Origin of the sequence: Bradyrhizobium sp. SZCCHNS3002 (assembly GCF_032377435.1) — a bacterium.
GTDB lineage: Bacteria > Pseudomonadota > Alphaproteobacteria > Rhizobiales > Xanthobacteraceae > Bradyrhizobium.
In genome coordinates this window covers 464,877-488,545 of record NZ_JAUHHY010000003.1, presented here as the reverse complement: position 1 = coordinate 488,545, position 23,669 = coordinate 464,877, and the positions used below count along the sequence as shown (strand labels likewise).

Annotated in this window: 21 protein-coding genes; 10 read left to right on the top strand and 11 right to left on the bottom strand. The window is 65.4% G+C overall.

Features of this window, described 5'->3' with window-relative positions:
- Positions 1-8: 8 nt before the first annotated feature.
- From QW845_RS09345 to QW845_RS09330, 4 genes are all read right to left on the bottom strand, one after another.
- Positions 9-887, bottom strand: coding sequence for an SMP-30/gluconolactonase/LRE family protein (locus tag QW845_RS09345; protein WP_315801386.1), 879 nt, complete (start codon positions 885-887; stop codon positions 9-11).
- A gap of 416 nt (positions 888-1,303) precedes the next feature.
- Positions 1,304-2,218: an SDR family oxidoreductase gene (locus QW845_RS09340; protein WP_315801296.1), complete on the bottom strand. Its 915-nt coding sequence runs from the start codon at positions 2,216-2,218 to the stop codon at positions 1,304-1,306.
- A gap of 110 nt (positions 2,219-2,328) precedes the next feature.
- Positions 2,329-3,468 carry a thiolase C-terminal domain-containing protein gene (locus QW845_RS09335; RefSeq protein ID WP_315801295.1) on the bottom strand — a complete coding sequence of 380 codons (1,140 nt, stop codon included), beginning with the start codon at positions 3,466-3,468 and terminating at the stop codon, positions 2,329-2,331.
- Positions 3,469-3,472: 4 nt separating this feature from the next.
- On the bottom strand, positions 3,473-3,886 hold the full coding sequence (locus QW845_RS09330) for a Zn-ribbon domain-containing OB-fold protein (protein ID WP_315801294.1): 414 nt from the start codon (positions 3,884-3,886) through the stop codon (positions 3,473-3,475).
- Positions 3,887-4,078: 192 nt separating this feature from the next.
- Here QW845_RS09330 and QW845_RS09325 point away from each other — a divergent pair, with 192 nt between their 5' ends.
- Together QW845_RS09325 and QW845_RS09320 are read left to right on the top strand one after the other, a co-directional pair.
- Complete coding sequence (locus tag QW845_RS09325) at positions 4,079-4,402, top strand: hypothetical protein (RefSeq protein ID WP_315801293.1); 324 nt, start codon at positions 4,079-4,081, stop codon at positions 4,400-4,402.
- Positions 4,403-4,408: 6 nt separating this feature from the next.
- Positions 4,409-5,761, top strand: a complete 1,353-nt coding sequence (locus QW845_RS09320; RefSeq protein WP_315801292.1) for an amidase — start codon at positions 4,409-4,411, stop codon at positions 5,759-5,761.
- A 249-nt stretch (positions 5,762-6,010) separates the two neighbouring features.
- Here QW845_RS09320 and QW845_RS09315 read toward each other — a convergent pair whose 3' ends face one another.
- On the bottom strand, positions 6,011-6,778 hold the full coding sequence (locus QW845_RS09315) for a transglycosylase domain-containing protein (RefSeq protein WP_315801291.1): 768 nt from the start codon (positions 6,776-6,778) through the stop codon (positions 6,011-6,013).
- Between the two features lie 230 nt (positions 6,779-7,008).
- Here QW845_RS09315 and QW845_RS09310 point away from each other — a divergent pair, with 230 nt between their 5' ends.
- The 3 genes from QW845_RS09310 to QW845_RS09300 all read left to right on the top strand — a co-directional run bounded on the left by QW845_RS09310 (position 7,009) and on the right by QW845_RS09300 (position 9,709).
- The gene (locus QW845_RS09310) at positions 7,009-7,752 is read left to right on the top strand and encodes a 2OG-Fe(II) oxygenase (protein WP_315801290.1); all 744 of its coding nucleotides are present in this window, start codon (positions 7,009-7,011) and stop codon (positions 7,750-7,752) included.
- A 5-nt stretch (positions 7,753-7,757) separates the two neighbouring features.
- Positions 7,758-8,411 carry a DNA oxidative demethylase AlkB gene (alkB, locus tag QW845_RS09305; protein WP_315801289.1) on the top strand — a complete coding sequence of 218 codons (654 nt, stop codon included), beginning with the start codon at positions 7,758-7,760 and terminating at the stop codon, positions 8,409-8,411.
- Between the two features lie 74 nt (positions 8,412-8,485).
- Positions 8,486-9,709, top strand: a complete 1,224-nt coding sequence (locus tag QW845_RS09300; RefSeq protein WP_315801288.1) for an MFS transporter — start codon at positions 8,486-8,488, stop codon at positions 9,707-9,709.
- A 34-nt stretch (positions 9,710-9,743) separates the two neighbouring features.
- Here the strand turns inward: QW845_RS09300 and QW845_RS09295 are convergent, their stop codons facing one another.
- The 5 genes from QW845_RS09295 to hpaH are packed head-to-tail and all read right to left on the bottom strand — an operon-like array spanning position 9,744 to position 15,036.
- Entirely contained in the window at positions 9,744-11,369 is a 1,626-nt protein-coding gene (locus QW845_RS09295) for a thiamine pyrophosphate-dependent enzyme (RefSeq protein ID WP_315801287.1), read from the bottom strand.
- 21 nt (positions 11,370-11,390) lie between these two features.
- Positions 11,391-12,263: a fumarylacetoacetate hydrolase family protein gene (locus QW845_RS09290; protein WP_315801286.1), complete on the bottom strand. Its 873-nt coding sequence runs from the start codon at positions 12,261-12,263 to the stop codon at positions 11,391-11,393.
- 12 nt (positions 12,264-12,275) lie between these two features.
- The gene (gene hpaE / locus QW845_RS09285; RefSeq protein ID WP_315801285.1) at positions 12,276-13,814 is read right to left on the bottom strand and encodes a 5-carboxymethyl-2-hydroxymuconate semialdehyde dehydrogenase; all 1,539 of its coding nucleotides are present in this window, start codon (positions 13,812-13,814) and stop codon (positions 12,276-12,278) included.
- On the bottom strand, positions 13,807-14,205 hold the full coding sequence (locus QW845_RS09280) for a 5-carboxymethyl-2-hydroxymuconate Delta-isomerase (RefSeq protein WP_315801284.1): 399 nt from the start codon (positions 14,203-14,205) through the stop codon (positions 13,807-13,809). Before QW845_RS09280 ends, hpaE begins: the two co-directional genes overlap by 8 nt.
- A 24-nt stretch (positions 14,206-14,229) precedes the next feature.
- Complete coding sequence (hpaH, locus tag QW845_RS09275) at positions 14,230-15,036, bottom strand: 2-oxo-hept-4-ene-1,7-dioate hydratase (protein WP_315801283.1); 807 nt, start codon at positions 15,034-15,036, stop codon at positions 14,230-14,232.
- Between the two features lie 176 nt (positions 15,037-15,212).
- Between hpaH and hpaR the strand changes: the two genes are divergently transcribed.
- The 4 genes from hpaR (at position 15,213) to QW845_RS09255 (ending at position 19,463) form a co-directional block, all read left to right on the top strand.
- Positions 15,213-15,668: a homoprotocatechuate degradation operon regulator HpaR gene (hpaR, locus tag QW845_RS09270; RefSeq protein WP_409997893.1), complete on the top strand. Its 456-nt coding sequence runs from the start codon at positions 15,213-15,215 to the stop codon at positions 15,666-15,668.
- 157 nt (positions 15,669-15,825) lie between these two features.
- On the top strand, positions 15,826-16,911 hold the full coding sequence (locus QW845_RS09265; RefSeq protein ID WP_315801281.1) for a malate/lactate/ureidoglycolate dehydrogenase: 1,086 nt from the start codon (positions 15,826-15,828) through the stop codon (positions 16,909-16,911).
- A gap of 131 nt (positions 16,912-17,042) precedes the next feature.
- Positions 17,043-17,822, top strand: coding sequence for an HpcH/HpaI aldolase family protein (locus QW845_RS09260; RefSeq protein WP_315801280.1), 780 nt, complete (start codon positions 17,043-17,045; stop codon positions 17,820-17,822).
- Between the two features lie 117 nt (positions 17,823-17,939).
- Positions 17,940-19,463: an altronate dehydratase family protein gene (locus QW845_RS09255; RefSeq protein WP_315801279.1), complete on the top strand. Its 1,524-nt coding sequence runs from the start codon at positions 17,940-17,942 to the stop codon at positions 19,461-19,463.
- 236 nt (positions 19,464-19,699) lie between these two features.
- On the opposite strand, the gene QW845_RS09250 is transcribed toward QW845_RS09255, so the two are convergent.
- On the bottom strand, positions 19,700-19,897 hold the full coding sequence (locus QW845_RS09250; RefSeq protein WP_008964013.1) for a hypothetical protein: 198 nt from the start codon (positions 19,895-19,897) through the stop codon (positions 19,700-19,702).
- A gap of 434 nt (positions 19,898-20,331) precedes the next feature.
- On the opposite strand from QW845_RS09250, the gene QW845_RS09245 reads away from it, so the two are divergent.
- The gene (locus QW845_RS09245) at positions 20,332-23,643 is read left to right on the top strand and encodes a transglutaminase family protein (protein WP_315801278.1); all 3,312 of its coding nucleotides are present in this window, start codon (positions 20,332-20,334) and stop codon (positions 23,641-23,643) included.
- Positions 23,644-23,669 lie beyond the last annotated feature (26 nt).

Here is a 23,669-nt window from a genome sequence, read left to right as displayed (position 1 = left end):
TCTGCGGATCAGGGCTTCAGAGCGCCTTGTGCACTCGTATACACCGCATAGAGCGATGTTGAGCCGCAGATGTAGAGTCGATTGCGCTGCTGGCCGCCGAAGCAAAGGTTGGCGACCGTTTCAGGTATATGAATCTTGCCCAGCAACGTTCCGTCCGGGGCATAGCAGCGCACGCCGTCCTCGTTCGGATCACCCCAACCCACGGAGCACCAGACCCGTCCGTCGCGGTCGCATCGGACACCGTCGGAGATGCTTGGCTTCGGCATTTCGGCGAACACCTTGCTGTTGGCCAGCTTGCCGGCCGCGTGATCGACGTCGAATACGCGGATGTGTGCGGGATTGTCCGGCCCGTCGGTGAAGCCGGTGTCGATGATGTAGAGTTTCTTCTCGTCGGGCGAGAAGGCCAGCCCGTTGGGTTCGACGAAGTCGTCGACCACAACCTTCACCTCTCCCGATTTCGGATCGACCCGATAGACATTGTGCTTGTCCTGCTCGGGCTGCGCCTTGAGGCCCTCATAGAAACCACCGATGCCGTAGACCGGATCGGTGAACCATATTGCGCCGTCGGCCGCGACCACCGCATCGTTGGGCGAGTTCAAGCGCTTGCCATTGTAGCTGTCGGCGATGATCGTGATCGAGCCGTCAAGCTCGGTGCGGGTGACCCGTCGGCCGCTGTGCTCGCAGGTGATCAGCCGTCCTTCCCGATCGATGGTGTTGCCGTTCGAATTCATCGACGGTTGTCGATAGACGCTGAGATGACCATCGTCCTCGGAGAAGCGCATGATGCGATTGTTCGGGATGTCGCTGAACAGCACATAGCGGCCAGCAGCAAAATAGACCGGGCCTTCGGCCCAGCGCATTCCGGTGGCGACGCGCTCGACGGCCATAGTGCCTGCGAAGGCCGGAAATTCCGCCGGCCCGAATGACAGCTTGGGCTTCTTCGCCGACTCCAGATGAGAGTCCGGATAGCGGCTGCCCGGCAAGGGACCGAGCGGCAGCGGGTCCGTCGAGATTGTCGGCGCCCCCGTCTGGCCCGGCGGCGTGACGGTTGCGGCCGACGCAGTCGTGACTGTTGAAGCAGCGGCGAAAGCCGCGGCTCCTTTCAGCAGTCTGCGCCGGTTGAAGCCGTGAGCTGCGACCGACAAGTCCGGTGCGCCGTCGTGTCGTGAATTCGTCATCTGTGTCCTCCCGACTTTTTGTTGGGAGGCGACCATACGACGAAATCATGGCGGCGCGCGGGTCGTTTGGATAAAAAACAACTTGAGATGGTGTGCGCCGCAAGCGGAATTTCGGCGCTGCAATCTCAGATCGGGTCCCAGCCGAACACGTCGGCGGAACGATCGAGCTTGTAGAACGACGGCTTCAGCGCCGGCATGCCATGCTCCGCAATGGTCTGCGGCGTCCAGCCCTCGCCGCGGTGCACCGAGCGCAGCGGGCGCGACTGGCTCATCAGGAAGATCTCGTTCATGCGAACGGCGAAGATCTGGCCGGTGACGTCCTTCGAGGCATCGCCTAGCAGATAGGCGACGACGGGCGCGATCTTCTCGGGCCCCATCCGCTTCATGCGTTCGACGCGCTCCTTCTCGGCCTCGGTCTCCGCCGGGATGGTGCCGATCATGCGGCTCCAGGCGAACGGCGAGACGCAATTGGAGCGCACGTTGAAGCGGCCCATGTCGAGCGCGATCGACTTCGACAGGCCGACGATGCCGAGCTTCGCCGCGGCGTAGTTGGCCTGGCCATAATTGCCGATCAGCCCCGAGGTCGAGGTGAAGTGGACGAAGGAGCCGCTCTCCTGCTCGCGGAACAGCCGCGCGGCGGAGTGCGCGACGTAGAACGAGCCCATCAGGTGGACCTTGATGACGGCTTCGAACGCCTCGATGCTCATCTTGTGGAAGATCATGTCGCGCAGGATGCCGGCATTGTTGACCACGCCGTCGAGCTTGCCGAAGTGGTCGGTCGCGGCCTTCACGATCTTGCTGGCGGGGATCGCTTCGGACACGCTCTCGAAATTCGCCACCGCCGTGCCGCCGCGCTTCCTGATCTCCTCGACCACTTCCTCAGCCGGCGCGGCGCTGGTGCCCGAGCCGTCGGACGCGACGCCGGGATCGTTGACGACGACCTTGGCGCCTTCGGCGGCGCACAGCAGCGCGATCTCGCGCCCGATGCCGCGGCCGGCGCCGGTGACGATGACGACTTTGTCCTGGAGCGATTTGGTCATGAGTCTTCTCCTGTTTTGCTCCGTCATTCCGGGATGGTGCGAAGCACCAGATCCGGCATCTCGAGATTCCGGGTTCGCACGTGCCGCGCGCCCCGGAATGACGGAGGCTGCTATCTCTCGTTCGTGAAGATGATCGTGCCCGATGCGGCGAACATGCCGCCGACGCCGTGACACACCGAGACCTTGGCTCCCGGCACCTGCGCCGGCGCGATGCCGCGCATCTGGCGCACGCTCTCCTGCAGCGCATACATGCCGTACATGCCCGAATGCATGTAGGACAGGCCGCCGCCATTGGTGTTGAGCGGCAGCTTGCCGCCCGGCCGCGTATGTCCGGCTGCGATGAACGGCCCGGTCTCCTCATGCGGCATGAAGCCGAGATCGCCGAGCCCGAACAGCGGCAGATGCGCGAAGGCGTCGTAGATCATGAGATGATCGACATCGGCGTGGCCAATGCCGGCCTCCTTGAAGGCGAGGGGGCCCGCGACCTTGAAGGCACGCGACGAATTGAACGTCTCCATCTGGCTGACCATCGGCGTCTCCACGCTTTCGCCTGTGCCGAGAATGTACACCGGCTTGCGCGGAAAATCCTTGGCGCGATCGGCCGAGGTCAGGATCAGCGCGCCGCCGCCATCGGTGACGAGGCAGCACTGCAGCAGGCGGAACGGGTAGGCGATCATGCGCGAGTTCAGGACGTCGTCGACGGTGATCGGGTCCTTCATCATCGCGCGCGGATTCTTTGCCGCCCATTCGCGCTGTACGACCGCAACCATCGCCAACTGCTCATGGGTGATGCCGTAGGTCTTCATGTAGCGCAGCACGGGGATCGGGAACATGCTGGGCGGGCCGTAGACGCCGAACGGCGCCTCGAACTGGCCCTGCAGGCTATCCGGCGCAATCGAGCGCGGCAGCTTGCCGATCATCGATTTGCCGCTCTCGGCATGGGTGATCAGCACGGTCTTGCACAGGCCGGCTTCGATCGCAGCCGCGGCGTGGCGGACATGCAGCATGAAGGAGCAGCCGCCGACCGAGGTGCCATCGACCCAGGTCGGTGTGATGCCGAGGTAATGGCAGATCTGCTGCGGCGTCTCGACGGCGGTGGCGAAGCCGTCGATGTCCGACAGCTTCAGCCCGGCATCGGCGATCGCATTCAGTGCCGCGTCCGCATGCAGCTGGATCTGCGACATCGTCGGGATGACACCGAGCTCGGTGGTCTCGGCCGCGCCGACCACGGCAACCTGGTTTCGACGCATGGCGTTATCCTTTCGCCGGCCGGAACAGGGGCAGGGTGATCTGCTCGTCCAACGTCTCGAATGTGACTTCGAGGGCCATGTCGAGCTCCAACGCCTCCGGCGTCTGCGGGCAGCCCGTGATGTTGCTCATCATGCGCGGGCCCTCTTCGAGCGCCACGACGGCAATGGCGTAAGGCGGCGTGAAGCCAGGTGCAGGGGGACGATGGTTGATGACGTAGCTGTAGAGCGTGCCTTTGCCCGTGGCCTTGAAGACGCTGACCTTGCGGCTGGCGCAGGCCGGACAGAACGGGCGCGGCGGGAAGTAGACGTGGGCGCAGGCGTCGCAGCGCTGCAGCCGCAACTCACCGGCCCGGGTGCCGTCCCAGAAATGCTGCGTCTCCGGCGTCGGTTTGGGACGTGCGCGCATCGGCTCGGCCATCCGGGTTGATCCTCCCTGCGGCGGGCTCCGTCGCCCGCTCCTTTGCATCCGTGATGCGCCATTTGACGCAGACGCGTCAACGGTCCATCACGCCGCGCATGCGGCCCTCCGGGAGGCGCAGAGGTGTTTGGGAGGGCAATTGCCGCCTGATGAAAATTGGTCTTTGATGCGTGGAGTATGATCGGAGACGAGATGAAGCTGCGTGACATCGCCCATTCCAGGACCGGCGACAAGGGTGACACCTCGAACATCTCGGTCATCGCCTACGACCCCAGGGACTACCCGCTGCTGCTCGCACAAGTCACGGCGGAGCGGGTGAAGGCGCACTTCGCCGGCATTGTCCAGGGCGAGGTGGTCCGCTATGAGCTGCCCAACATTGCGGCGCTGAACTTCGTGATGAGCCGGGCGCTCGGCGGCGGGGTCACCCGTTCGCTCGCGCTGGATGCGCACGGCAAGTCGCTGAGTTCCGCGCTGCTCGATCTGGATATTTCGGCCGATGCCGCAGACACGCGATAGGATGCCATGACCGTTTCAATTCCGACCCTGGCCGCGCTGGCCGACGATCTCGCCGCCGGCCGCACGTCGTCCCGTAAGCTCGTGGAGGAATGTCTGGCCCGGATCGCCGATCCCGTCGGCGAAGGCCAGCGCGCCTTCATCCATGTCGACAAGGAGGCGGCGCTGGCTGCCGCTGATGGCATGGACGCGCTGCGCAAGGCCAATGCCGCGCCGTCGCCCTTCGCCGGCATTCCGGTGTCGATCAAGGATCTGTTCGACATCAAGGGCCAGGTCACCCGCGCCGGCTCGCGGGCGCTGGAGGATTCCGCGCCGGCCGAGGCCGATGCGCCGGCGGTGGCGCGGCTGCGCCGGGCCGGCTTCGTCGTGATCGGCCGCACCAACATGACCGAGTTCGCCTACTCCGGCATCGGCATCAACCCGCATTACGGCACGCCGAAGAGCGCCTGGAAGCGCGACGTTGGCTACGTGCCCGGCGGCTCGTCGTCGGGCGCCGCGGTCTCCATCGTCGATCGCATGGCCTATGGTGCGCTCGGCACCGACACCGGCGGCTCCTGCCGCATCCCGGCGGCGTTCAACGGCATCGTCGGCTACAAGCCGACGCAGGCCCGCGTGCCACTCGACGGCGGCGTGCCGCTGTCGACCACGCTCGACAGCTTCGGCCCGCTCGCCAACACCGTGGCGTGCTGCGCCGTGCTCGATTCCGTGCTGGCCGACGAGCCGATCCGGCCGCTGGCATCACGTCCGGTGAAGGGCCTGCGGCTCGCCGTGCCCACCACCATCGTGCTGGACGAGCTCGATGCCGAGGTGGCCGCGACGTTCGAACGCGCGCTGGAGAGCCTGGCGAAGCAGGGCGCGCTGATCGCGCGCATCGAATTCCCGGAGTTCCTCGACGTCGGCATCATCGGCGCAAAGGGCGGCTTCGCCGCCGCCGAGAGCTATGCCTGGCACCGCTTCCTGCTGGCGGCCAAGGGCGACGTCTATGATCCGCGCGTCTCGGTGCGCATCATGCGCGGCGAGGCGATCACCGTGCCCGACTACATCGAGATGCTCAACGCCCGCCGCTCGCTGGTGACGCGCGCCGCCGCGCGGATCGCGCCCTACGACGCGCTGGTGATGCCGACCACCGCCAACGCGCCGCCGAAAATCGCCGATCTCGCCGACGACCAGGCCTTCGCCCGCGAGAACGTCCGGGCGCTGCGCAACTGCACCTTCATCAACATGATCGACGGCTGCGCCATCTCGCTCCCGGCGCACCGCCATGGCGAAGTGCCCGTCGGCCTGATGCTGGCGCAGTCCGGCGGCCACGACCGCAAGCTGCTGGAGATCGCGGCGGGGATCGAGGGCGCGGTGCGGGGCTGAGGAGGGCGCGGTGTCGGATGACATCCGGGTCGGGGACCGCGTGAGGCTGCTCGGCCTGCCCGACTGGCTGCTGCATGATCTGCCCGCGAGCGAGCAGGCGGAGATGCGCGGCTTCTTCGGCCAATCATGCGCGGTGAGTGAGATCGACGCGCATGGCTATTACTGGCTCGGCTTCGGTATGACTGTCGACGACGCCGATGGCTCGCGCTGCACCGGCCACAGCTTCTGCGTTCCGAACGCGAGCCGTGATCAGGGATTGCGTGGCGGGCCGCCGCTGGTGGGAGGCTGGACGGCTTTCGCCGCTGCCGCCTGCGCCTGGTCGATCAGGCCGGCCGCCAGCATCGTGTCGATGACGCGATCGCGGCGCTCCTGGTCGTATCGCGTAGGCCTCGGAATTCGCAGCCGGGTGATGAGCCAGGCGATCTCGCCGATGTCGAGGCTGGCGATGGATCTGCCGAAATAGGCCGTGGCGGCGTCTGCAGCACCAAAGGCGCCGCGGCCGAAATAGGCATTGTTGAGATAGGCCTCGAGGATGCGGTCGCGCGTGAACGTGCGCTCGATACGGCCCATGAAGACCTGTGTGCCGAGCTGCCATTCCAGGCTCGGTCCCTTGCAGCAGTCCGGAACCAGCGTCCAGAGACAATCGCGGCTGACCGCGTGGATGATGCTCGAATTGCCCGGCTGACGACCGGCCACGATCTCGGATGCGAGCCGTGCCAGCGGGCCGATCGACCGTCGTTCGTAGAAGTCGCGATCCTGGGAGGCGACGACGGCGTTCCGGACCAGGTGCGGAATCTCTGAGAGCGGCACATAGGAGCTTCCCGGTTTCGTCGTACAGAGCGGGCCTGTGGTAGGGAGAGCCGCAAGCTGGCTCTCGGTGGGCAGGCCGAGGCCATATTCGAAGTACCAGATCACATAGCCTTCGGCGTAGAGCAGCAGCATGACGGCGAGCGAGAGCACGGCCAGGATCGTTTTGCCGAACAGGATGAAGACGCATTGGGTGCGGGAACGTGGCATCGTCGGAAGATTGGTTCCTTGGGATGCGTCCTGGTTCATCAGGTCTTTCCTGCGTGATATCGCCAAAATGTCCAGGAAACGGGTGGGCGCTGCGCCCCTTCTGTCGCATCCTCGTCATTCCGGGATCCGCGCCCTTGCGCGCAGGCCCGGAATCCATAACCACGATCGTGAGTATGGATTCCGGGCGCGTCGCTGCGCGCCGCCCCGGAATGACAACTGGGATGAATTGCATGGCCAGACTCACGCACGCAGTGCCCGACCTCGCTTCTCCCGTCGCGACCGGGATCGATGCGATCGATTGGCCAGTGGTCGAACGTGATCTCGATGCCAGCGGCTGCGCTGTGTTGCCGCAGCTCGTGTCGCCCGATGAATGCCGCGCGCTGGCGGCGCTTTATCCGGATGACGCGCATTTCCGCAGCCGCGTGGTGATGGCGCGGCACGGGTTCGGGCGCGGCGAGTACAAATATTTCAGCTATCCGCTGCCGGAGCCGGTCGCGAAGCTGCGGCCGCAGCTCTATGCCGGCCTGGTTCCGGTCGCCAATCGCTGGAATGCGACCGTGGGCATCGACGTGCAATATTCCGACGATCACACCGCGTTTCTCGCCCGCTGCCATGCTGCCGGTCAGACGAGGCCGACGCCGCTGCTGTTGCAATATGTCGAAGGCGACTACAACTGCCTGCACCAGGATCTCTATGGCGAGCACGTGTTTCCGCTGCAGGTCGCGATCCTGCTGTCCGAGCCGGGGCGCGACTTCGCGGGCGGCGAGTTCGTGCTGACCGAGCAGCGGCCGCGGATGCAGTCGCGCGCCGAGGTGGTGCCGTTGCGCCAGGGCGATGCCGTGGTGTTCGCTGTCCACCAGCGTCCGGTGCAGGGCACGCGCGGCAGCTACCGGGTCACCATGCGCCATGGCGTTAGTCGGCTGCGCTCAGGCCGGCGGCATACGCTCGGCGTGATCTTTCACGATGCGAAGTGAGGCGGATGACGGCTGATCTGTTCGATGGCCTGGAGGCGGCTGGACCGGCGCGCGAGCCGCTCGCGCCCGGGGCAATGCTGCTGCGCGGCTTCGCGCGGCCACAGGAGACCGAGCTGATCTCTGCCATCGAGGCGATCACGGCGCAGGCGCCGTTCCGCCGCATGGTGACGCCGGGTGGCCATCAGATGTCGGTGGCGATGACCAATTGCGGCCCGGTCGGCTGGGTGACGGACCGCAGCGGCTACCGCTACGATGCCCGCGATCCGGACAGTGGCCAGCCCTGGCCGGCGATGCCGCCGCTGTTTCGGCAGCTTGCCGAGCAGGCCGCAACCGACGCCGGCTTTGCCGCCTTCGCGCCCGATGCCTGCCTGATCAACCGCTACGAGCCGGGCGCGAGGATGTCGCTGCACCAGGATCGCGACGAGCAGGATCTGGGGGCGCCGATCGTCTCGGTATCATTCGGGCTGCCGGCGACGTTCCTGTTCGGGGGTCTGAAACGCACCGACAAGACGCAGCGCCATCGGCTGGTCCATGGCGACGTCGTCGTGTGGGGCGGTCCGGCGCGGCTCGCCTTTCACGGGGTCGCGCCGCTCGCCGATGGCGAGCATGCACAACTCGGCCGCCAGCGCGTCAACCTGACGTTTCGCCGCGCGCGCTAGTCCTGGCCGCTCTGTGACCTTCCTCATTTTGCAATGGGCATCCCTGGCTCTATGCTGCGCCACGGAGAGGGGCCATGAGCACTGTCGAACTTTCGGACGAGCGCGCGTCGGGGGCGACGCGCCTCGGACTTCATCTGGCGCTGCTGCAACTGGTCTTCAGCCTGCTGTGGACCACCTATGTGATCTATCTGCCCAAGCTCGCGGCGCAGGCCGGCATCGCCCCTTCGGCCGTCGTTCTGATCCTGATGCTGGACCAGGCGATCTTCACGCTCTCGGATACGGCCATGGGAATCGCCGCGGACCGGTTCGGGAGGATCGCCGCGCGATTCGGCCTCTTCATCGGCCTGGTGACGGCGGTCTCCTGCTGCGCGTTCGTCGCGCTGCCATTCGTCGCGGCGTCGGCCGGTCCGACCGCCTTCGTCGGACTGATCGTGGTGTGGGCGCTGACCTCCTCCGTGCTGCGGGCGCCACCCTTGACCCTGCTCGGGCGCCATGCGGCGCGGCCGACCATCCCATTCCTGATGGCGCTGGTCATGCTCGGCTATGGCGTGGCCGGCGCGGTGTCGCCGTATCTCGGCGTGGTCCTGCGCGACTATGATCCGCGGCTGCCCTTCATCGTCTCCTCGGCCGTGCTGCTGCTGACGGCGCTCGGCCTGTCGCGAATCGCGCAGGATGGCGGATCGGCGGCCAAACAGGTCACACTGAAGGTCGAGCCCAAGCCGTTGCGGGGATTGCCGCTGCTGTTCATCGGCGCCATGGTGATCCTCGCGCTCGGCTACCAGCTGCATTTCAGCATCAACAGCTCGGCCTTCTTCCTGCGCTTCGCCAGGCCGGAGGACCTTTCATGGCTGATGCCGGTGTTCTGGATCGGCTTCAACCTCGTGCTGTTCCCGGCCAGCGTGGTGGTCAAGCATCGCGGCGGGCTCATGGTGATGGGAATCGCCGGTCTGCTTGGTGCGCTTGCGATCGTGCTTGCCGAGCTCGCGGGTGCGCTGACGGTGCTGATCGTGGCGCAGTTCATCGCCGGTGCCGCCTGGGGCTGCATGATGATGAGCGCGATGTCCGCGGCGCTGGCGATCGGGACGACGGGCGCCGAGGGCAAGGTGACCGGGCTCGTGTTCTCGGCGCTGGCGCTGGCGACCTTCGCGCGGATCGCCGCCGTCGCCGGCGGCCTGCAGAAGCTGCCCGACTACGCGCCCCTGGTGCAATGGGCACCGGTCGCCTGCTGGTTCGTGGCCGGCGCCGGCCTGCTGGTGATGGCCGCGGCAGCGTTGCAGGGACGGCAGGCATCTGCCTGACCCTGCAACCGCCCAGTCGTCCACCGCGATCGGCCTATGGTTTTGCCGGATGAATGAAAGCCCAGGGCGAGACCTCGGAATCCCGGGGCACTTCGACGTCGATCAAATAGGGCCCGCCATGCGCGAGCGCCTTCTGCAGCGCTGATTTGAACTGATCCGGCGCCGTGACGCGGCTCGCGGCCACGCCGAAGGACTCCGCGAGCTTGACGAAATCCGGGTTGACGAGGTCGGAGGCCACGACGCGGCCGTCGAAGCGCTCGCGCTGGTCGCGCCGGACATTGCCATACGAGTTGTTGTTGAACACCAGCGTGACCACGCCGATGTTGTACTGCACGGCCGTCGCCAGCTCCTGCACCGCGAACATGAAGCCGCCGTCGCCTGTGATCGCCACCACCGGTCTGTCGGGATGCGCGACCTTGGCGCCGAGCGCGGTCGGGAAGCCCGCGCCGAGCGTGCCCTGATAGCCCGAGGTGATGAAGGTGCGCGGCTCGTACACCGGAAAGCCGTACCAGGAGGCGAAACCGACCTGCGATAATTCGTCGGTGACGATGGCGTCCGGCGGCAGCACCTCGCGCAGCACGTTCAGATAGGCCATCTGCGGCTGCACCTTCTGGATCTCCTGCAAGGTCGCGGCGCTGGCCTCGCGAATGGTCGCGCGGCGGCCGGAGGTCTTGCGGTAGCCCGCCTTGCCGACGGCCGCCCAGAGCGCGGCCGTCCCGGCCTTGGCATCGGCGACGATGCCGGCATCGACGACCAGGCGCCGCATTTCGGCGGGGTCGATGTCGATGCGGATCGACTTCAAACCATCGGGCTTGAACGGCCAGCGGAACGTGGTCGGCAGCTCCATGCGGGTGCCGATTCCGATCATCAGGTCGGTGGTCGGCCAGAGCTTGTAGGCGGCGGCCATGGTGAGCCCGAGCTCATGCGCGTTGGAGACGATGCCGCGTCCGGACCGGAACGCCACGACCGGCGCGTCGATCATCTCGGCCAGCTCGAGGATCTCCTCGCGGGCCTCGATCGCGCCGGCGCCGACGAAGATCATCGGCGTTTTCGCAGAGGTAATCAGTCCGGCGGCCTTGGCGATGCGGTCGGGATCGGGCTGCGGCGGCGCGAACTGCGGCAACGGCTTGGCAGCCGCTGTCTCGGCCTTCTGCGTGAACACGTCCCACGGCATCTCGAGGGCCGTGGGACCGCGTCGCCCCGACAGCATTTCCTGGAACGCGCGCGCGACCAGCGTCGGCGCGCTGTCGGGATATTCGATGCGCTCCGCCCATTTGACGAAGGTGCGCAAGGTGGCGAGCTGGTCGGGCATCTCGTGCAGATGGCCGCGGCCACGGCCGAGATAATCCGTCGGCACCTGGCCCGTGAGACACAGCACCGGCTCGTTGCAGCCGAAGGCGGTGAGCAACGCCGCGCCGGCGTTGAGCACGCCGGGTCCGGGAACGACGCTGAATACGCCGGGCCTGCCGCTGGCGCGGGCATAGCCGAACGCCATGTAGCCGCAGGCCTGTTCGTGGCGGGCGCCGACGACCTTGAGCTGCGCCTGGTGGAAGGCGTCGAACAGGCCGTAGACCTGCGCCCCAGGAAGGCCGAACACGGTGTCGACGCCGTGGGCGACGAGCCCGCTGACGATGGCTTCGCCGCCGGTCATGGTGGTCATGCTGACATTCCGTTGCTGATTTTATAGAGCTTCGTCGACGACGCCATTGCGCAAGGTGCCGACGCCCTGGGCTTCGATCTCGATGACGTCGCCGGGCTTCAGATAGCGCGGCGGGTCGAACCGTGCACCGGCGCCGGTCGGCGTCCCCGTCACGATCACGTCACCGGGCATGAGCGTGGTGAAGGTCGAGATGTAGTTGATGAGGTAGCGGAAGCCGAACATCAGCCGCGACGTGCGATCGTCCTGGCGCAATTCGCCATTGACGTGCGTCGTCAGCCGGATGTCGGCGATCTGGCTTTCGTCGGTGTAGGGCACGATCCAGGGCCCGAGGCTGCCGGTGGAGTCGAAGTTCTTGCCCTGGGTGACGTTGAACTTGGCATGCCGCACCCAGTCGCGGATGGTGCCCTCGTTGCACAGCGTCAACGCGGCGATGTGATCCAGCGCCTGGGCCTCCGGGATGTGACGGCCGGCCTTGCCGATGATCAGCACGAGCTCGCCTTCGTAGTCCAGTTGCAGCGAGGCGCGCGGGCGCACCAGGGGCGTCGCGTGGCCGACGAAGGAGCGCGGCGTGCGCATGAACATCGACGGATATTTCGGCGCGTCCTGGCCATCCTTGTATTCGGCGTTGCGATCGGGATAGTTGACGCCGATGCAGATGATCTTCTCGGGCGAGGGGATGGGCGGCAGCCAGGTGATGGCATCGAGGCTGTGATCGGGCGAGAGGCCGGCGGCGGTCTCGATCAGCCGCGGCAGGGCGTCCGCCGCGATGACTTCGCGTAAGGTCGGATAGTCCTTGGCGAAGCGCGCCGAGAGATCGACAAGACCTTTGTCAGTGACAAGTCCATAGCGGACAGAGCCGTTGACGGAGTAGGTCGCGAGGCGAGGGGAGGTCATGGGCATCTCTCCTTACACGCCGAGCCGCTGGATCTTGTGGGTGCCGCGCGCGAGCGAGACGTGCTTGGTCTCCATGTAGAAGTCGAACGAATAGTCGCCGCCGTCGCGGCCGATGCCCGACGCCTTCATGCCGCCGAACGGCGTCGGCAGGTGGCGGACGTTCTCCGAGTTCAGCCAGATCATGCCGGCCTCCAGCGCGTCGGCGACGCGCAGCGCGCGGCCCATGTCGCCGGTCCAGACATAGCCGGTGAGGCCATATTGCACGTCGTTGGCGATCGCGATCGCGTCGGCCTCGTCGCGGAACGGGATCACGGTGAGGAACGGCCCGAACACTTCTTCCTGCGCCACGCGCATGGTCTGGCGCGCGCCGGTCACCAGCGTCGGCTCGACGTAATGGCCGCCGCCCGGGCCGTCGAACCGCTTGCCGCCGACGGCGATGATCGCACCGTCCTCGCGCGCAACGTCGACATAGGAGCAGACCTTCGCGAGATGCCGCTCATGGATCAGCGGTCCGATCTCGGTGGCGGGATCGAGCGGATGACCCACTTTCAGCGCACGCACGCGTGCGGCGAGCTTGGCCGTAAACGTCTCGGCGATGCTCTGCTGCACCAGCAGGCGGCTGGATGAGGTGCAGCGCTCGCCGTTGAGCGAGTAGATCATGAACACGACGGCGTCGAGCGCGCGGTCGAGATCGGCATCGTCGAACACGATCACCGGGTTCTTGCCGCCGAGCTCGAAATGCACCCGCTTCAAGGTCGGTGCTCCCTGCGCCATGATCGCAGACCCCGTCGAGCTCTCGCCGACGAAGCCGATCGCCTTGATCGCGGGATGCTCGGTCAGCGCCTTGCCGGCCTCTTCGCCAAAGCCATGCACCGTGTTGAGCACGCCGTCGGGAATGCCGGCGTCCTTGGCGAGCTTGGCGAGCCATTGCGCCGTGATCGGCGACCATTCCGCCGGCTTGTGCACGACCGTGCAGCCGGCCGCGAGTGCGGGGGCGATCTTCCAGGTCGACAGCATGAACGGCGTGTTCCACGGGGTGATCACGCCCACGGGGCCAATCGGCACCCGGGTCGAAATGTTCCAGTGCTCGTCGCTCGGCGTGCTCTGGCCGTCGCGGGCCTCGGTGCATTTGTCGGCGAAGAAGCGGAAGTTTTCCGCGGCGCGGATCGCGGCCTTGGCCATGAAGCGATAGGCCTGCCCGGTATCGATACATTCGAGCACCGCGATGTCGTCGGCATGATCCTCGATCGCATCGGCCACGCGATGCAGCAGCTTGCGCCGCATCGCCGGCGCCATGTCGCGCCAGGATTTGAAGGCAAGTGCGGCCGATGTCGCCGCGCGGTCGATGTCCTCGGCATTGCCGCGTGCGACGGTCGCGAGCACGGTGTTGTCGATCGGAGACTTGGTCTCGAACGTTGCGCCCGAGATGGCCGGCACCACCTTGCCGTCGATGAAATGGCCGATGCCCTCGTGCTTCAGCTTCGCGAGCAGGGGAGCCGCGCGGTCGAGGTTGGACTTGTAAATGTCGGTTTTGGGATTGGCCTTATCCATGGGATGCCTTCGCTTTCAGGGCGTCGTGGATGTTGTTGCGTTTCCAGCTGGTCGCGGCGTCGTTGATCTGCATGTCGAAGGACAGCGCGAACTTGCTGCTGGCGAAGACGGGATCGAGGTAATCCGAGAGCGCCTTGAAGACGTATTCGCCGGCCTTCTGCCGTGCCGGGAGGTCGCGGCCTTCGCCGAGCCGCAGCAGCATGGCGAGGAAGGCGGCATCGGGCTTGCCGTCGGCGATCGCGTAATGCTCGCAGCGGATCGCGCGCACGCGGATGCCGCCGATCGGAAAGATCCCGGTCTCACTGGCGGCCTTACGGACCACCTCGCAGACGTTGGCCATCACGACAAAGGCGTCGAGATTGGCGGAGTATTCGATGCTGAAATGCGGCATGATGCGGTCGCTCCGGTGCAGGCGTCAGGTGAAGTAACAGCTCACCGTTCCATACGGGCCGTAGTCGGCCTGGATGGTGTCGCCCTTGCGGGCCTCGATCGGCCGGATGAAGGAGCCGGCCAGAACGACCTGGCCTGGTTCGAGGGCAAGCCCGCGCGCTGCGATCTTGTTGGCGAGCCAGGCAACGGCCGTCGCCGGGTTGTTCAGCACGCCGGCGGCCAAGCCGGTTTCTTCCAGTTGGCCGTTCTTATAACAGAGTGCGCCGATCCAGCGCAGGTCGGTATCGAGCGGCCGCAGCGGCCGGCCGCCGAGCACGATTCCGGCATTTGCCGCGTTGTCGGCGATCGTATCGAAGATCTTGCGGGTCGCCTTGGTCGCGGGATCCACCCGCTCGATCCGCGTATCCAGGATTTCCAGTGCCGGTACCACGAAATCGGTCGCGTTGAGCACGTCGAACACCGTGCAGTCCGGCCCCGACAGACGGTGCTTCATGACGAAGGCAAGCTCCGCCTCGATCCGCGTCGCGATGAAGCGGTCGGACGGCACCAGCCCGCCATCGGCAAAGAACATGTCGTCGAGCAGCACGCCCGAATCCGGCTCATCGATGTTCAGCGCGCTCTGCATCGCCTTCGATGTCAACCCGATCTTGTGCCCCTTGATGACGCGGCCCGCGGCCACCTTGATGCCGATCCAGGCCTCCTGGATGGCATAGGCATCTGCGATGGTGATATCGGGAAACTCCTGCGAAAACTGCCTGATCTGGTGGCGGCTCTTTTCAGCCTGATCCAGGCGTAACGCGCAGCTATGTATCTGGTCGCTCGAAAGAGGCATGGTTGTCGCTCAGAAAAGAGGTGGCCGCAGATGATTAACATGTTAAGTTTATGCCGGCAAACCGAAAGGACGTTTGCTGCAGTGCAAATATTCGGGGCGACCCCCAGGAGATTGATGTGAGCGAGACCAGGGCGAAGGTCGCGAGGCCGGCGGCGAAGGACGCCCGCAAGGTGCCGATGCGCGACTTCTCGCAGTCGCTGCCGATGGCCTTGTTGCGGGCGCGCGAGGCCGTGATGCGGCAGTTTCGTCCCAATCTGCGGCAGCACGGCCTGACCGAGCAGCAATGGCGCATCCTGCGCGCGCTGGCGGCGGTCGACGTGATCGAGGTGACCGAGCTGGCGCGGGTCGCGTTCCTGCTCGGGCCCAGCCTGTCCCGCATCCTGCGCGATCTCGAGGCGCGTGGCTTGATTCAGCGCGAAGTCGATAGTCGCGACATGCGCAGGGGCGTGCTGTCGATTTCGAGCAAGGGCATGAAGCTGATCGCGCAGGTCGCGCCGAGCTCGGAGGCGATCTACGCATCGATTGCCAGCCGGTACGGTACACGCAAGCTTGCCGCATTGCACAAGATGCTTGGCGAGCTCGAGCTGAGCATCGGCGGCGATCTCGCCCCCGACGACAGCGGTGACGGCTGATATGCCGCGGACGAGGCGCAACGGAAGGGGTCTCGTACTTGGCAGGCCGTTCGGCGTTTTGATAAGAAGCGATGCAGTCGAGCGGAGATGGCGTGCGTCGCAGGCATGGCATTCCATGCTAACTCTGTCTGCATGCTGATCGAACCCGCGAGTTGTCATGGTCACAATCAAGGTTGCCCGCCTCATCGATTTCGTCGCCGACGTCTTCGAACATGCCGAGTCCTCTGCTGAGGAGGCGCGGCGGATCGCCACCTATCTCACGACGGCAAATCTCACCGGGCATGACAGTCACGGTGTGATCCGGGTGCCCGTCTATATCCGCTGGAAGAAGATGGGATCGATCGTGCCCAACCAGACGGCGGACATCGTGGTCGACACGCCGTCGCTGGTGGTCGTGGACGGCAAGTTCGGCTACGGCCAGACGGTGACGCCGCAGGCCGTGAGGATCGGCATCGAGCGCTGCAAGAAGAGCGGCCTGGCTGCGCTGGCGCTGCGCAATTCCGGCCATCTCGGCCGCGTCGGCGACTGGGCAGAAATGGCCGCCGCCGAAGGACTCGTGTCCATTCATTTCGTCACGGCCGCGGGCTCCCTGCTGGTGGCGCCCTATGGCGGCGTCGAGAAGCGGTTCTCGACCGCGCCCTATTGTGTCGGCATCCCGCGCCAGGGGCAGGATCCCATCGTGCTCGATTTCGCGACCTCGATCGTGGCCGAGGGCAAGGTCCTGGTGGCGAGCCGCGGCGGCAAGAAGCTGCCCAAGGGCGCTTTGATCGATGCCGACGGGACGCTCAGCGAGGATCCGGCGGTGCTCTATGGACCCTATGAGACCGAGGGGACGCGCGACCACACCAAGGGGACGGGAGCGATCCGCGCTTTCGGCGAGCACAAGGGCTCCGGGCTCGCCTTTATCTGTGAGCTGCTCGGCGGCGCCCTGACCGGCACCGGGGCGACGTCGGCAAACCGGCGCTTCGCCAACGGCATGCTCGCGATCTACATCGACCCGAAGGTGGTCGATCCGGCGAGCTTCTTCGACGGTGAGATCACCCGCTATACGGATTTCATCCGGGCGACCAAGCCGGTCTCCGGCGTCGATCAGGTGCTGGTGCCGGGCGACCCCGAGCGCCAGATGCGGGCCGAGCGTACGGCCAATGGCGTGCCATTGCCCGACGACACCTGGGCGGCAATAGTGAACACGGCGCGCGACGTGGGTGTCAGCGAAGCGAGCATTCAGCGGGCGACATCGTGATATCAGTGTGATCGCCGGTGGTGCGAGCGATCCACGCGCAGATTGAGCGGGATTGCATTGCGTTGCGCCATCGGCGAGAACGAATTTGAACGAGACGGATCAGTTGAACAACAAGGGAAGGAAACGCAGTCGTGGCGAACAATAAGGTCAAGCAGCTCTGGGCCGAAGGCAAGGTGGTGGTGAATGCCTGGCTCGCGATCCCCTCGGGGTTTTCCGCGGAGGTCGTGGCTCAGTGCGGCTTCGACAGCGTCACCGTGGACATGCAGCACGGGGTGCAGGACTATCTGTCGATGGTCCAATGCTTCCAGGCGATGCATGGCCATCCGGTCACGCCGATGGTGCGCGTGCCGTGGAACGAGCCCGGCATCATCGGCAAGGTGCTCGATGGCGGCGCCTATGGCGTCATCTGCCCGATGGTCAACACAGCGCAGGAAGCCCGCAACCTCGTTTCCTACTCAAAATATCCGCCGAAGGGCGTGCGCTCCAACGGTCCGATTCGTTCGGGCATGTATGGCAGTGCGGGCGAGTATCAGAAGACGGCCAACGACGAGATCGTGCTGCTGCCGATGATGGAGACCAGGACCGCGGTCGAGAACATGGAGGCCATCCTCGATGTCGAAGGCATCGACGGCGTCTATATCGGGCCCTCCGATCTCGGCTTTTCCTATGGTCTGGTGCCGAAGCTCGATCGCGACGAGCCGGAGATCCTCAAGATCTATGAGAAGATCGTGAAGGAATGCGGCAAACGCGGGCTCAATCCCGGCATTCATTGCAGCGGCGCCGAGGGTGCGGTCCGCGCCATCAACATGGGCTTCAAGCTCGTGACCTTGTCGAACGAGGTCGGCCTGATGCAGGTCTATGCCCGCCAGCAGGTCGCGCAGACCCGCAAGGACTCCGGCGGCAAGGCGTAACGAGAAAGGCGAATGGCGAGGAGGGCGTAGCGAAGAGGATCCGTTTCCTTTCGCTATGCGCCGCTCGCCATTCGCATGTTTGTTCGCGATCGACGTCCTGATACGAGAGAGACAGCCATGGCTCCGCCCCCCGTCATTCGTCTGCATCCCGAGGACAGCGTCCTGATTGCGCGCGCCAGCCTGCCTCCGGGGCTGTCGATTGCCGAGGGGGTCACGACGACCGACCGGATTCCGGCCGGTCACAAGGTCGCGGTGCGTCCGATCGCGCAGGGCGAGCCGATCCGCCGCTACGGCCAGATCATCGGCTTCGCCACCGCGCCGATCGCGCCGGGCCAGCATGTTCATACACAGAACTGCGGCATGGGCGATTTCGCCAAGGACTACGCCTATGGGGTCGACGTGAAGCCGACACCGAATTTCGATCTTCCGGCGACGTTCGAGGGCATTCGCCGGCCCGATGGCCGGGTTGCGACCCGCAACTACATCGGCATTCTGACCTCGGTGAACTGCAGCGCCCATGTCGCGGGCCTGGTCGCCGATGTGTTCAAGCGCAATCCGTTCACTGGCGACGATCCGCTCGCCGACTACCCCAACGTCGACGGCGTGGTGGCGCTGACGCACAAGACCGGCTGCGGCATGACGCTGGACGAACCGCTGAAGCTGTTGCGGCGAACCCTGGGTGGCTACGCGCGGCACGCGAATTTCTCCGCTGTGATCGTGCTCGGCCTTGGCTGCGAGGCCAATCAGATCGGCGGATTGATGGAGGAGCAGAAGCTCGCCGGCCGCCTGCGCGCCATGGACATCCAGGAGGTCGGCGGCACCCGCAAGACCGTCGAGGCCGGCATCGGCTTCGTGAAGGAAGCGCTCGCCGACGCCAACAGGGTCAAGCGCGAGACGGTTCCGGCCAGCGAACTGACAGTCGCCCTTCAATGTGGTGGATCCGACGGCTATTCCGGCATCTCGGCCAATCCGGCGCTCGGTGCGGCAAGCGATCTGCTCGTGCGACATGGTGGCACAGTAATCCTGTCGGAGACACCGGAGACCTATGGTGCCGAGCATCTGCTGACGCGCCGCGCGGTCAGCCGCGACGTCGGCGAGAAGCTCGTTTCCCTGATGCGCTGGTGGGAGGAGTATACGGCGCGCGAGGGTGCGGAGATGAACGCCAATCCCAGCCCGGGCAACAAGGCCGGCGGCCTGACGACGATTCTCGAGAAGTCGCTCGGCGCGATGGCCAAGGCCGGCAGCACCAATCTGGTCGATGTGCTGAATTATGCGGAAGCCGTCACCAAGAAGGGCTTCGTGTTCATGGACACGCCCGGCTACGACCCGGTCGCGGCGACGGGGCAGGTGGCCGGCGGCGCCAATCTCGTCTGCTTCACCACCGGCCGCGGCAGCGTGTTCGGCTGCAAGCCGGCGCCGTCCATCAAGCTTGCGACCAACACGCCGATGTACAAGCGGATGGAAGACGACATGGACGTCAATTGCGGCACCATCCTCGACGGCGAGGAGACGGTGCAGGACTGCGGCCAGCGCATCTTCGAACTGATGCTGAAGACCGCCTCGGGGCAGCCGACCAAGAGCGAGAGCTTCGATTTCGGCGGGGCCGAGTTCGCACCCTGGGTGCTCGGCGCGACGATGTAGCTTGATCGGTGTAGCTGGATCACTCAGCTATTCGACGGCCCCCATCGGGGCTGTGGTTCGGATGTCCCGGCATCTGATCGCAGCTGAGATCGCAAGTTAGCTGAGATTGGATCGCAACTGAGATCAGATGACAGGTGAGGGCGTCGCCATGTGCTGGCTGTCGTGGTCAGCCTGTTATGGGCAGTCCGTCATGGGCTGGCCCTGCCGACGCTCGCGCGACAGCGGCGCCGAGCAATTTACCGCTGGTGACCCAGGCCGATGCCGAGCGCCAGAGCCTTCTGGCGGAGCGAGCCTTCGGTCCGCTTCATCGCCTTGGCGATCTTGGCAACCGGGGTCTTGGACTTCGAGTGCTGCTTCAGCAGCTTGATGTCGGCGGGCGTGTAGGGTTTCCGCGCCAACTTCTTGGTAGCTGCCTTCTTAGCTGTCTTCGCCACTTGATTCTCCTTTTGGCAATGGTGGTCCTAAATAGCATGTGTAGTCGAGCTATCAAGCGATTGCGGCAAATGCAACGCTATTAGTTCTTGTTAGTTCATCATTCGGGGTTAATCCCTGCTTTGACGAACTGGTCAATCTTCCGTGAGCGCTTCCGCGGCTTCCTGTGGACAACTCTGCGTGGAGCGGCTGATAGGTTGTTTGTTCTTCTCTCGTTCTTCGTTCCGGCCCCGATTGGGGCGCGCAGCGGCCGGAAAAGCGACCGGTACGTGCAGCGGAGGCACCTGATAGGGGGAAGACATTCCAACGTCGCGGCGCCAAATGCCGCCTTTCGGGCTTAGGATAGTTCAATAGGCAGCTCTTGCCCTTTGTTAGTGCTTGATCCCTAAGCACAGCAATGTTCTGCTCAAAAAAGTTGCTGGAGCGCCGAAACCTCGTGTCAATCTACGTCGCGTTACATCACGTCACCCATTACAAATACGATCGTCCGGTCGAACTGGGCCCGCAGACCATCCGCCTGCGTCCTGCACCCCATACCAGGACCCCCGTGCTGAGCTATTCGCTCAAGGTCACGCCGCCCAATCATTTCGTGAACTGGCAGCAGGATCCGCAAGGCAATTGGCTGGCCCGCTACGTTTTCCCCGAGAAGGTGAACGAACTCAAAATCGAGGTCGACTTCACGGCGCAGATGACCGTGATCAATCCGTTCGACTTCTTCGTCGAGCCTTATGCCGACAGTTTTCCCTTCGCCTATCCCGAGGGCCTCAAGGTGGAACTCGCGCCCTATCTCGAGACGATCGAGCCGGGGCCGTTGTTCGCGGAATACTTGAGGTCGATTCCCCGTGACGCGGACAACACGGTCAACTATCTCGTCGAACTCAATGCGCAGTTGCAGAAAAAGATTCGTTATATCATCCGGATGGAGCCCGGCGTTCAAACGCCGGAGGAGACGCTGTCTCAGGCCGCCGGATCCTGTCGCGACTCGGCATGGCTGCTGATCCAGACGCTGCGACATCTCGGCCTCGCCGCCCGCTTCGTCTCCGGCTATTTGATCCAGCTCCGTCCCGACATCGATCCGGTCGAGGGACCGGTCGAGGTCGAGAATGATTTCACCGATCTGCATGCCTGGGCCGAGGTCTATCTGCCCGGTGCTGGATGGATCGGCTTCGACGTCACCTCGGGCATGCTCGCGGGCGAGGGGCACATTCCGGTCGCGGCTACGCCGCACTATCACTCGGCCGCGCCGATCAGCGGCAGTGCCGGCGTTGCCGAGGTCGATTTCAACTTCGAGATGAATGTGAGGCGCATCCGCGAAGCGCCGCGGATCACCCGGCCATTTTCGGATGAGGCGTGGGGCCGGCTCGACCGCCTCGGCGAAGCGGTCGATGTCGATCTCGCCGCGCAAGACGTGCGCCTCACGATGGGCGGCGAGCCGACCTTCGTATCGATCGACGACATGGAGTCGGCGGAGTGGAATACGGCGGCGGTCGGTCCAGCCAAGCGCGGGCTCGCCGACAGCCTGATCCGACGTCTGCGCGCGCGGTTCGCGCCCGGCGGCCTGCTGCACTACGGCCAGGGCAAGTGGTATCCTGGCGAAAGCCTGCCGCGCTGGGCGTTCGGACTGTATTGGCGCAAGGATGGCGAGCCGATCTGGCGCAATCCGGATCTGATCGCCAGCGTCGATGGCCCGCGCATGGCGACGATCCAGGACGCAGAGCGTTTCCTCGATACGGCCGCCGAGACGCTCGGGCTCGAGCCGGACTACGTGCTGCCCGCGTTCGAAGATCCCGCGCATTGGCTGCAGAAGGAAGCCGCGCTGCCCGAGAACGTCGATGCGCTCGACTCCAAGCTCGCCGATCCCGAGGAACGCGCGCGGATGGCGCGGGTGTTCGACGAAGGGCTGCACATTCCGCGCGGCTTCGTGCTGCCGATCCAGCGCTGGAATGCACAGCCCAGGCGCTGGCGCAGCGAGCGCTGGGGCCTGCGGCGCAAGCGGCTTTTCCTGATTCCCGGCGACTCGCCGCTCGGCCTGCGGCTGCCGATCGGCTCGCTGGCCCACATTCCGCCGGAGGATTTCCCGTACATCCACGAGCAGGACCCGATGGAGGAGCGCGGGCCGCTGCCGACCTACGCGCAGGGACGCCCGGTGATCGTGCCGCAGGTGCCGCCGCTGCCGAAGCTCGATCGTGCACAGTCGCCGCAGGACGTGCAGTATCAGTACTGGGGAGGGCTCGGCGTCCGCACCGCGATGTCGGTCGAGATCCGCGACGGCATTCTCTGCGTGTTCATGCCGCCGGTCGAAACCATCGAGGACTACCTGGAACTGGTCGCAACGGTCGAAGCGACGGCCGAGGCGATGCAGATCAAGGTTCACGTCGAGGGGTATGCCCCGCCGTTCGATCCGCGCATCGAGGTGATCAAGGTGACACCCGATCCCGGCGTCATCGAGGTCAACATCCAGCCGGCCGCGAGCTGGCGGCAATCGGTCGACATCACTTTCGGGCTCTATGAGGACGCGGCGAAGGTGAGGCTCGGCGCCAATCGCTTCCTGATCGACGGCCGCCACACCGGCACCGGCGGCGGCAATCATGTCGTCGTCGGCGGCAGCTCGCCGCCGGATTCGCCGTTCCTGCGGCGCCCGGATCTGCTGAAGAGCCTGGTCCTGTATTGGCAACGGCACCCGTCGCTGTCTTATTTGTTCTCCGGCATGTTCATCGGGCCGACCAGCCAGGCTCCGCGCATCGACGAGGCGCGCCACGACAGCCTCTATGAGCTCGAGATCGCGCTCGCCAACGTGCCCCACGTCGGGCAGAGCGTGCCGCTGTGGCTGGTCGACCGGCTGTTCCGGCATCTGCTGGTCGACATCACCGGCAACACCCATCGCTCGGAGATCTGCATCGACAAGCTGTACTCGCCGGAGGGACCGACGGGCCGGCTCGGACTGGTGGAGTTCCGCGCGCTGGAAATGCCGCCGGATCCCCGCATGTCGCTGGCGCAGCAGCTTATCATCCGGGCGCTGATCGCCAAATTGTGGCGCGAGCCGCAGGATGGCCGGTTCGTACGCTGGGGCACGGCGCTGCACGACCGCTTCATGCTGCCTCACTTCATCTGGGAAGATTTTCTTGATGTGCTGGATGAGCTGCGGTCGTCCGGCTACGACTTCTCGCCGGAATGGTACCAGGCGCAGCTCGAATTTCGCTTTCCGACCTTCGGCCGCGTGCAGCATGGCGGCGTGACCCTGGAGCTGCGGCAGGCGCTGGAGCCCTGGCATGTGCTGGGCGAGGAGGGCGCCGCGGGCGGCACCGTGCGCTACGTGGATTCCTCGGTCGAGCGGCTTCAAGTGAAAGCCGAAGGGTTTGTCGAGGGCCGCCACCTCATCACCTGCAATGGTAGGAGGATGCCGATGACCTCGACCGGGCGATCCGCCGAGGCGGTCGCGGCGGTGCGCTTCAAGGCGTGGCAGCCGGCCTCCGGCCTGCACCCGACGATTCCCGTGCATGCGCCGCTGACCTTCGACCTGATCGACACCTGGAACGGCCGTTCGCTCGGCGGCTGCGTCTATCACGTCGCCCATCCCGGCGGCCGCAACTACGACACCAAGCCGATCAACTCCTACGAGGCGGAGGCGCGGCGGCTCGCCCGCTTCCAGGACCACGGCCACACTCCCGGACGAATCGCGCTGCCGCCGGAAGAACGCACAAATGAATTCCCGATGACCCTCGACTTGCGCAGGCCGCTCCTGCATTGATGACACGGAGTTTGTGCGGAGGACCA

Bases quoted from the DNA above. Each gene is read 5' to 3' on its own strand.
- QW845_RS09345 (WP_315801386.1), bottom strand. From the start codon at position 887: ATGGCCGTCGAGCGCGTCGCCACCGGAATGCGCTGGGCCGAAGGCCCG.
- QW845_RS09340 (WP_315801296.1), bottom strand. From the start codon at position 2,218: ATGACCAAATCGCTCCAGGACAAAGTCGTCATCGTCACCGGCGCCGGC.
- QW845_RS09335 (WP_315801295.1), bottom strand. From the start codon at position 3,468: ATGCGTCGAAACCAGGTTGCCGTGGTCGGCGCGGCCGAGACCACCGAG.
- QW845_RS09330 (WP_315801294.1), bottom strand. From the start codon at position 3,886: ATGGCCGAGCCGATGCGCGCACGTCCCAAACCGACGCCGGAGACGCAG.
- QW845_RS09325 (WP_315801293.1), top strand. From the start codon at position 4,079: ATGAAGCTGCGTGACATCGCCCATTCCAGGACCGGCGACAAGGGTGAC.
- QW845_RS09320 (WP_315801292.1), top strand. From the start codon at position 4,409: ATGACCGTTTCAATTCCGACCCTGGCCGCGCTGGCCGACGATCTCGCC.
- QW845_RS09315 (WP_315801291.1), bottom strand. From the start codon at position 6,778: ATGCCACGTTCCCGCACCCAATGCGTCTTCATCCTGTTCGGCAAAACG.
- QW845_RS09310 (WP_315801290.1), top strand. From the start codon at position 7,009: ATGGCCAGACTCACGCACGCAGTGCCCGACCTCGCTTCTCCCGTCGCG.
- alkB (WP_315801289.1), top strand. From the start codon at position 7,758: ATGACGGCTGATCTGTTCGATGGCCTGGAGGCGGCTGGACCGGCGCGC.
- QW845_RS09300 (WP_315801288.1), top strand. From the start codon at position 8,486: ATGAGCACTGTCGAACTTTCGGACGAGCGCGCGTCGGGGGCGACGCGC.
- QW845_RS09295 (WP_315801287.1), bottom strand. From the start codon at position 11,369: ATGACCACCATGACCGGCGGCGAAGCCATCGTCAGCGGGCTCGTCGCC.
- QW845_RS09290 (WP_315801286.1), bottom strand. From the start codon at position 12,263: ATGACCTCCCCTCGCCTCGCGACCTACTCCGTCAACGGCTCTGTCCGC.
- hpaE (WP_315801285.1), bottom strand. From the start codon at position 13,814: ATGGATAAGGCCAATCCCAAAACCGACATTTACAAGTCCAACCTCGAC.
- QW845_RS09280 (WP_315801284.1), bottom strand. From the start codon at position 14,205: ATGCCGCATTTCAGCATCGAATACTCCGCCAATCTCGACGCCTTTGTC.
- hpaH (WP_315801283.1), bottom strand. From the start codon at position 15,036: ATGCCTCTTTCGAGCGACCAGATACATAGCTGCGCGTTACGCCTGGAT.
- hpaR (WP_409997893.1), top strand. From the start codon at position 15,213: ATGCGCGACTTCTCGCAGTCGCTGCCGATGGCCTTGTTGCGGGCGCGC.
- QW845_RS09265 (WP_315801281.1), top strand. From the start codon at position 15,826: ATGGTCACAATCAAGGTTGCCCGCCTCATCGATTTCGTCGCCGACGTC.
- QW845_RS09255 (WP_315801279.1), top strand. From the start codon at position 17,940: ATGGCTCCGCCCCCCGTCATTCGTCTGCATCCCGAGGACAGCGTCCTG.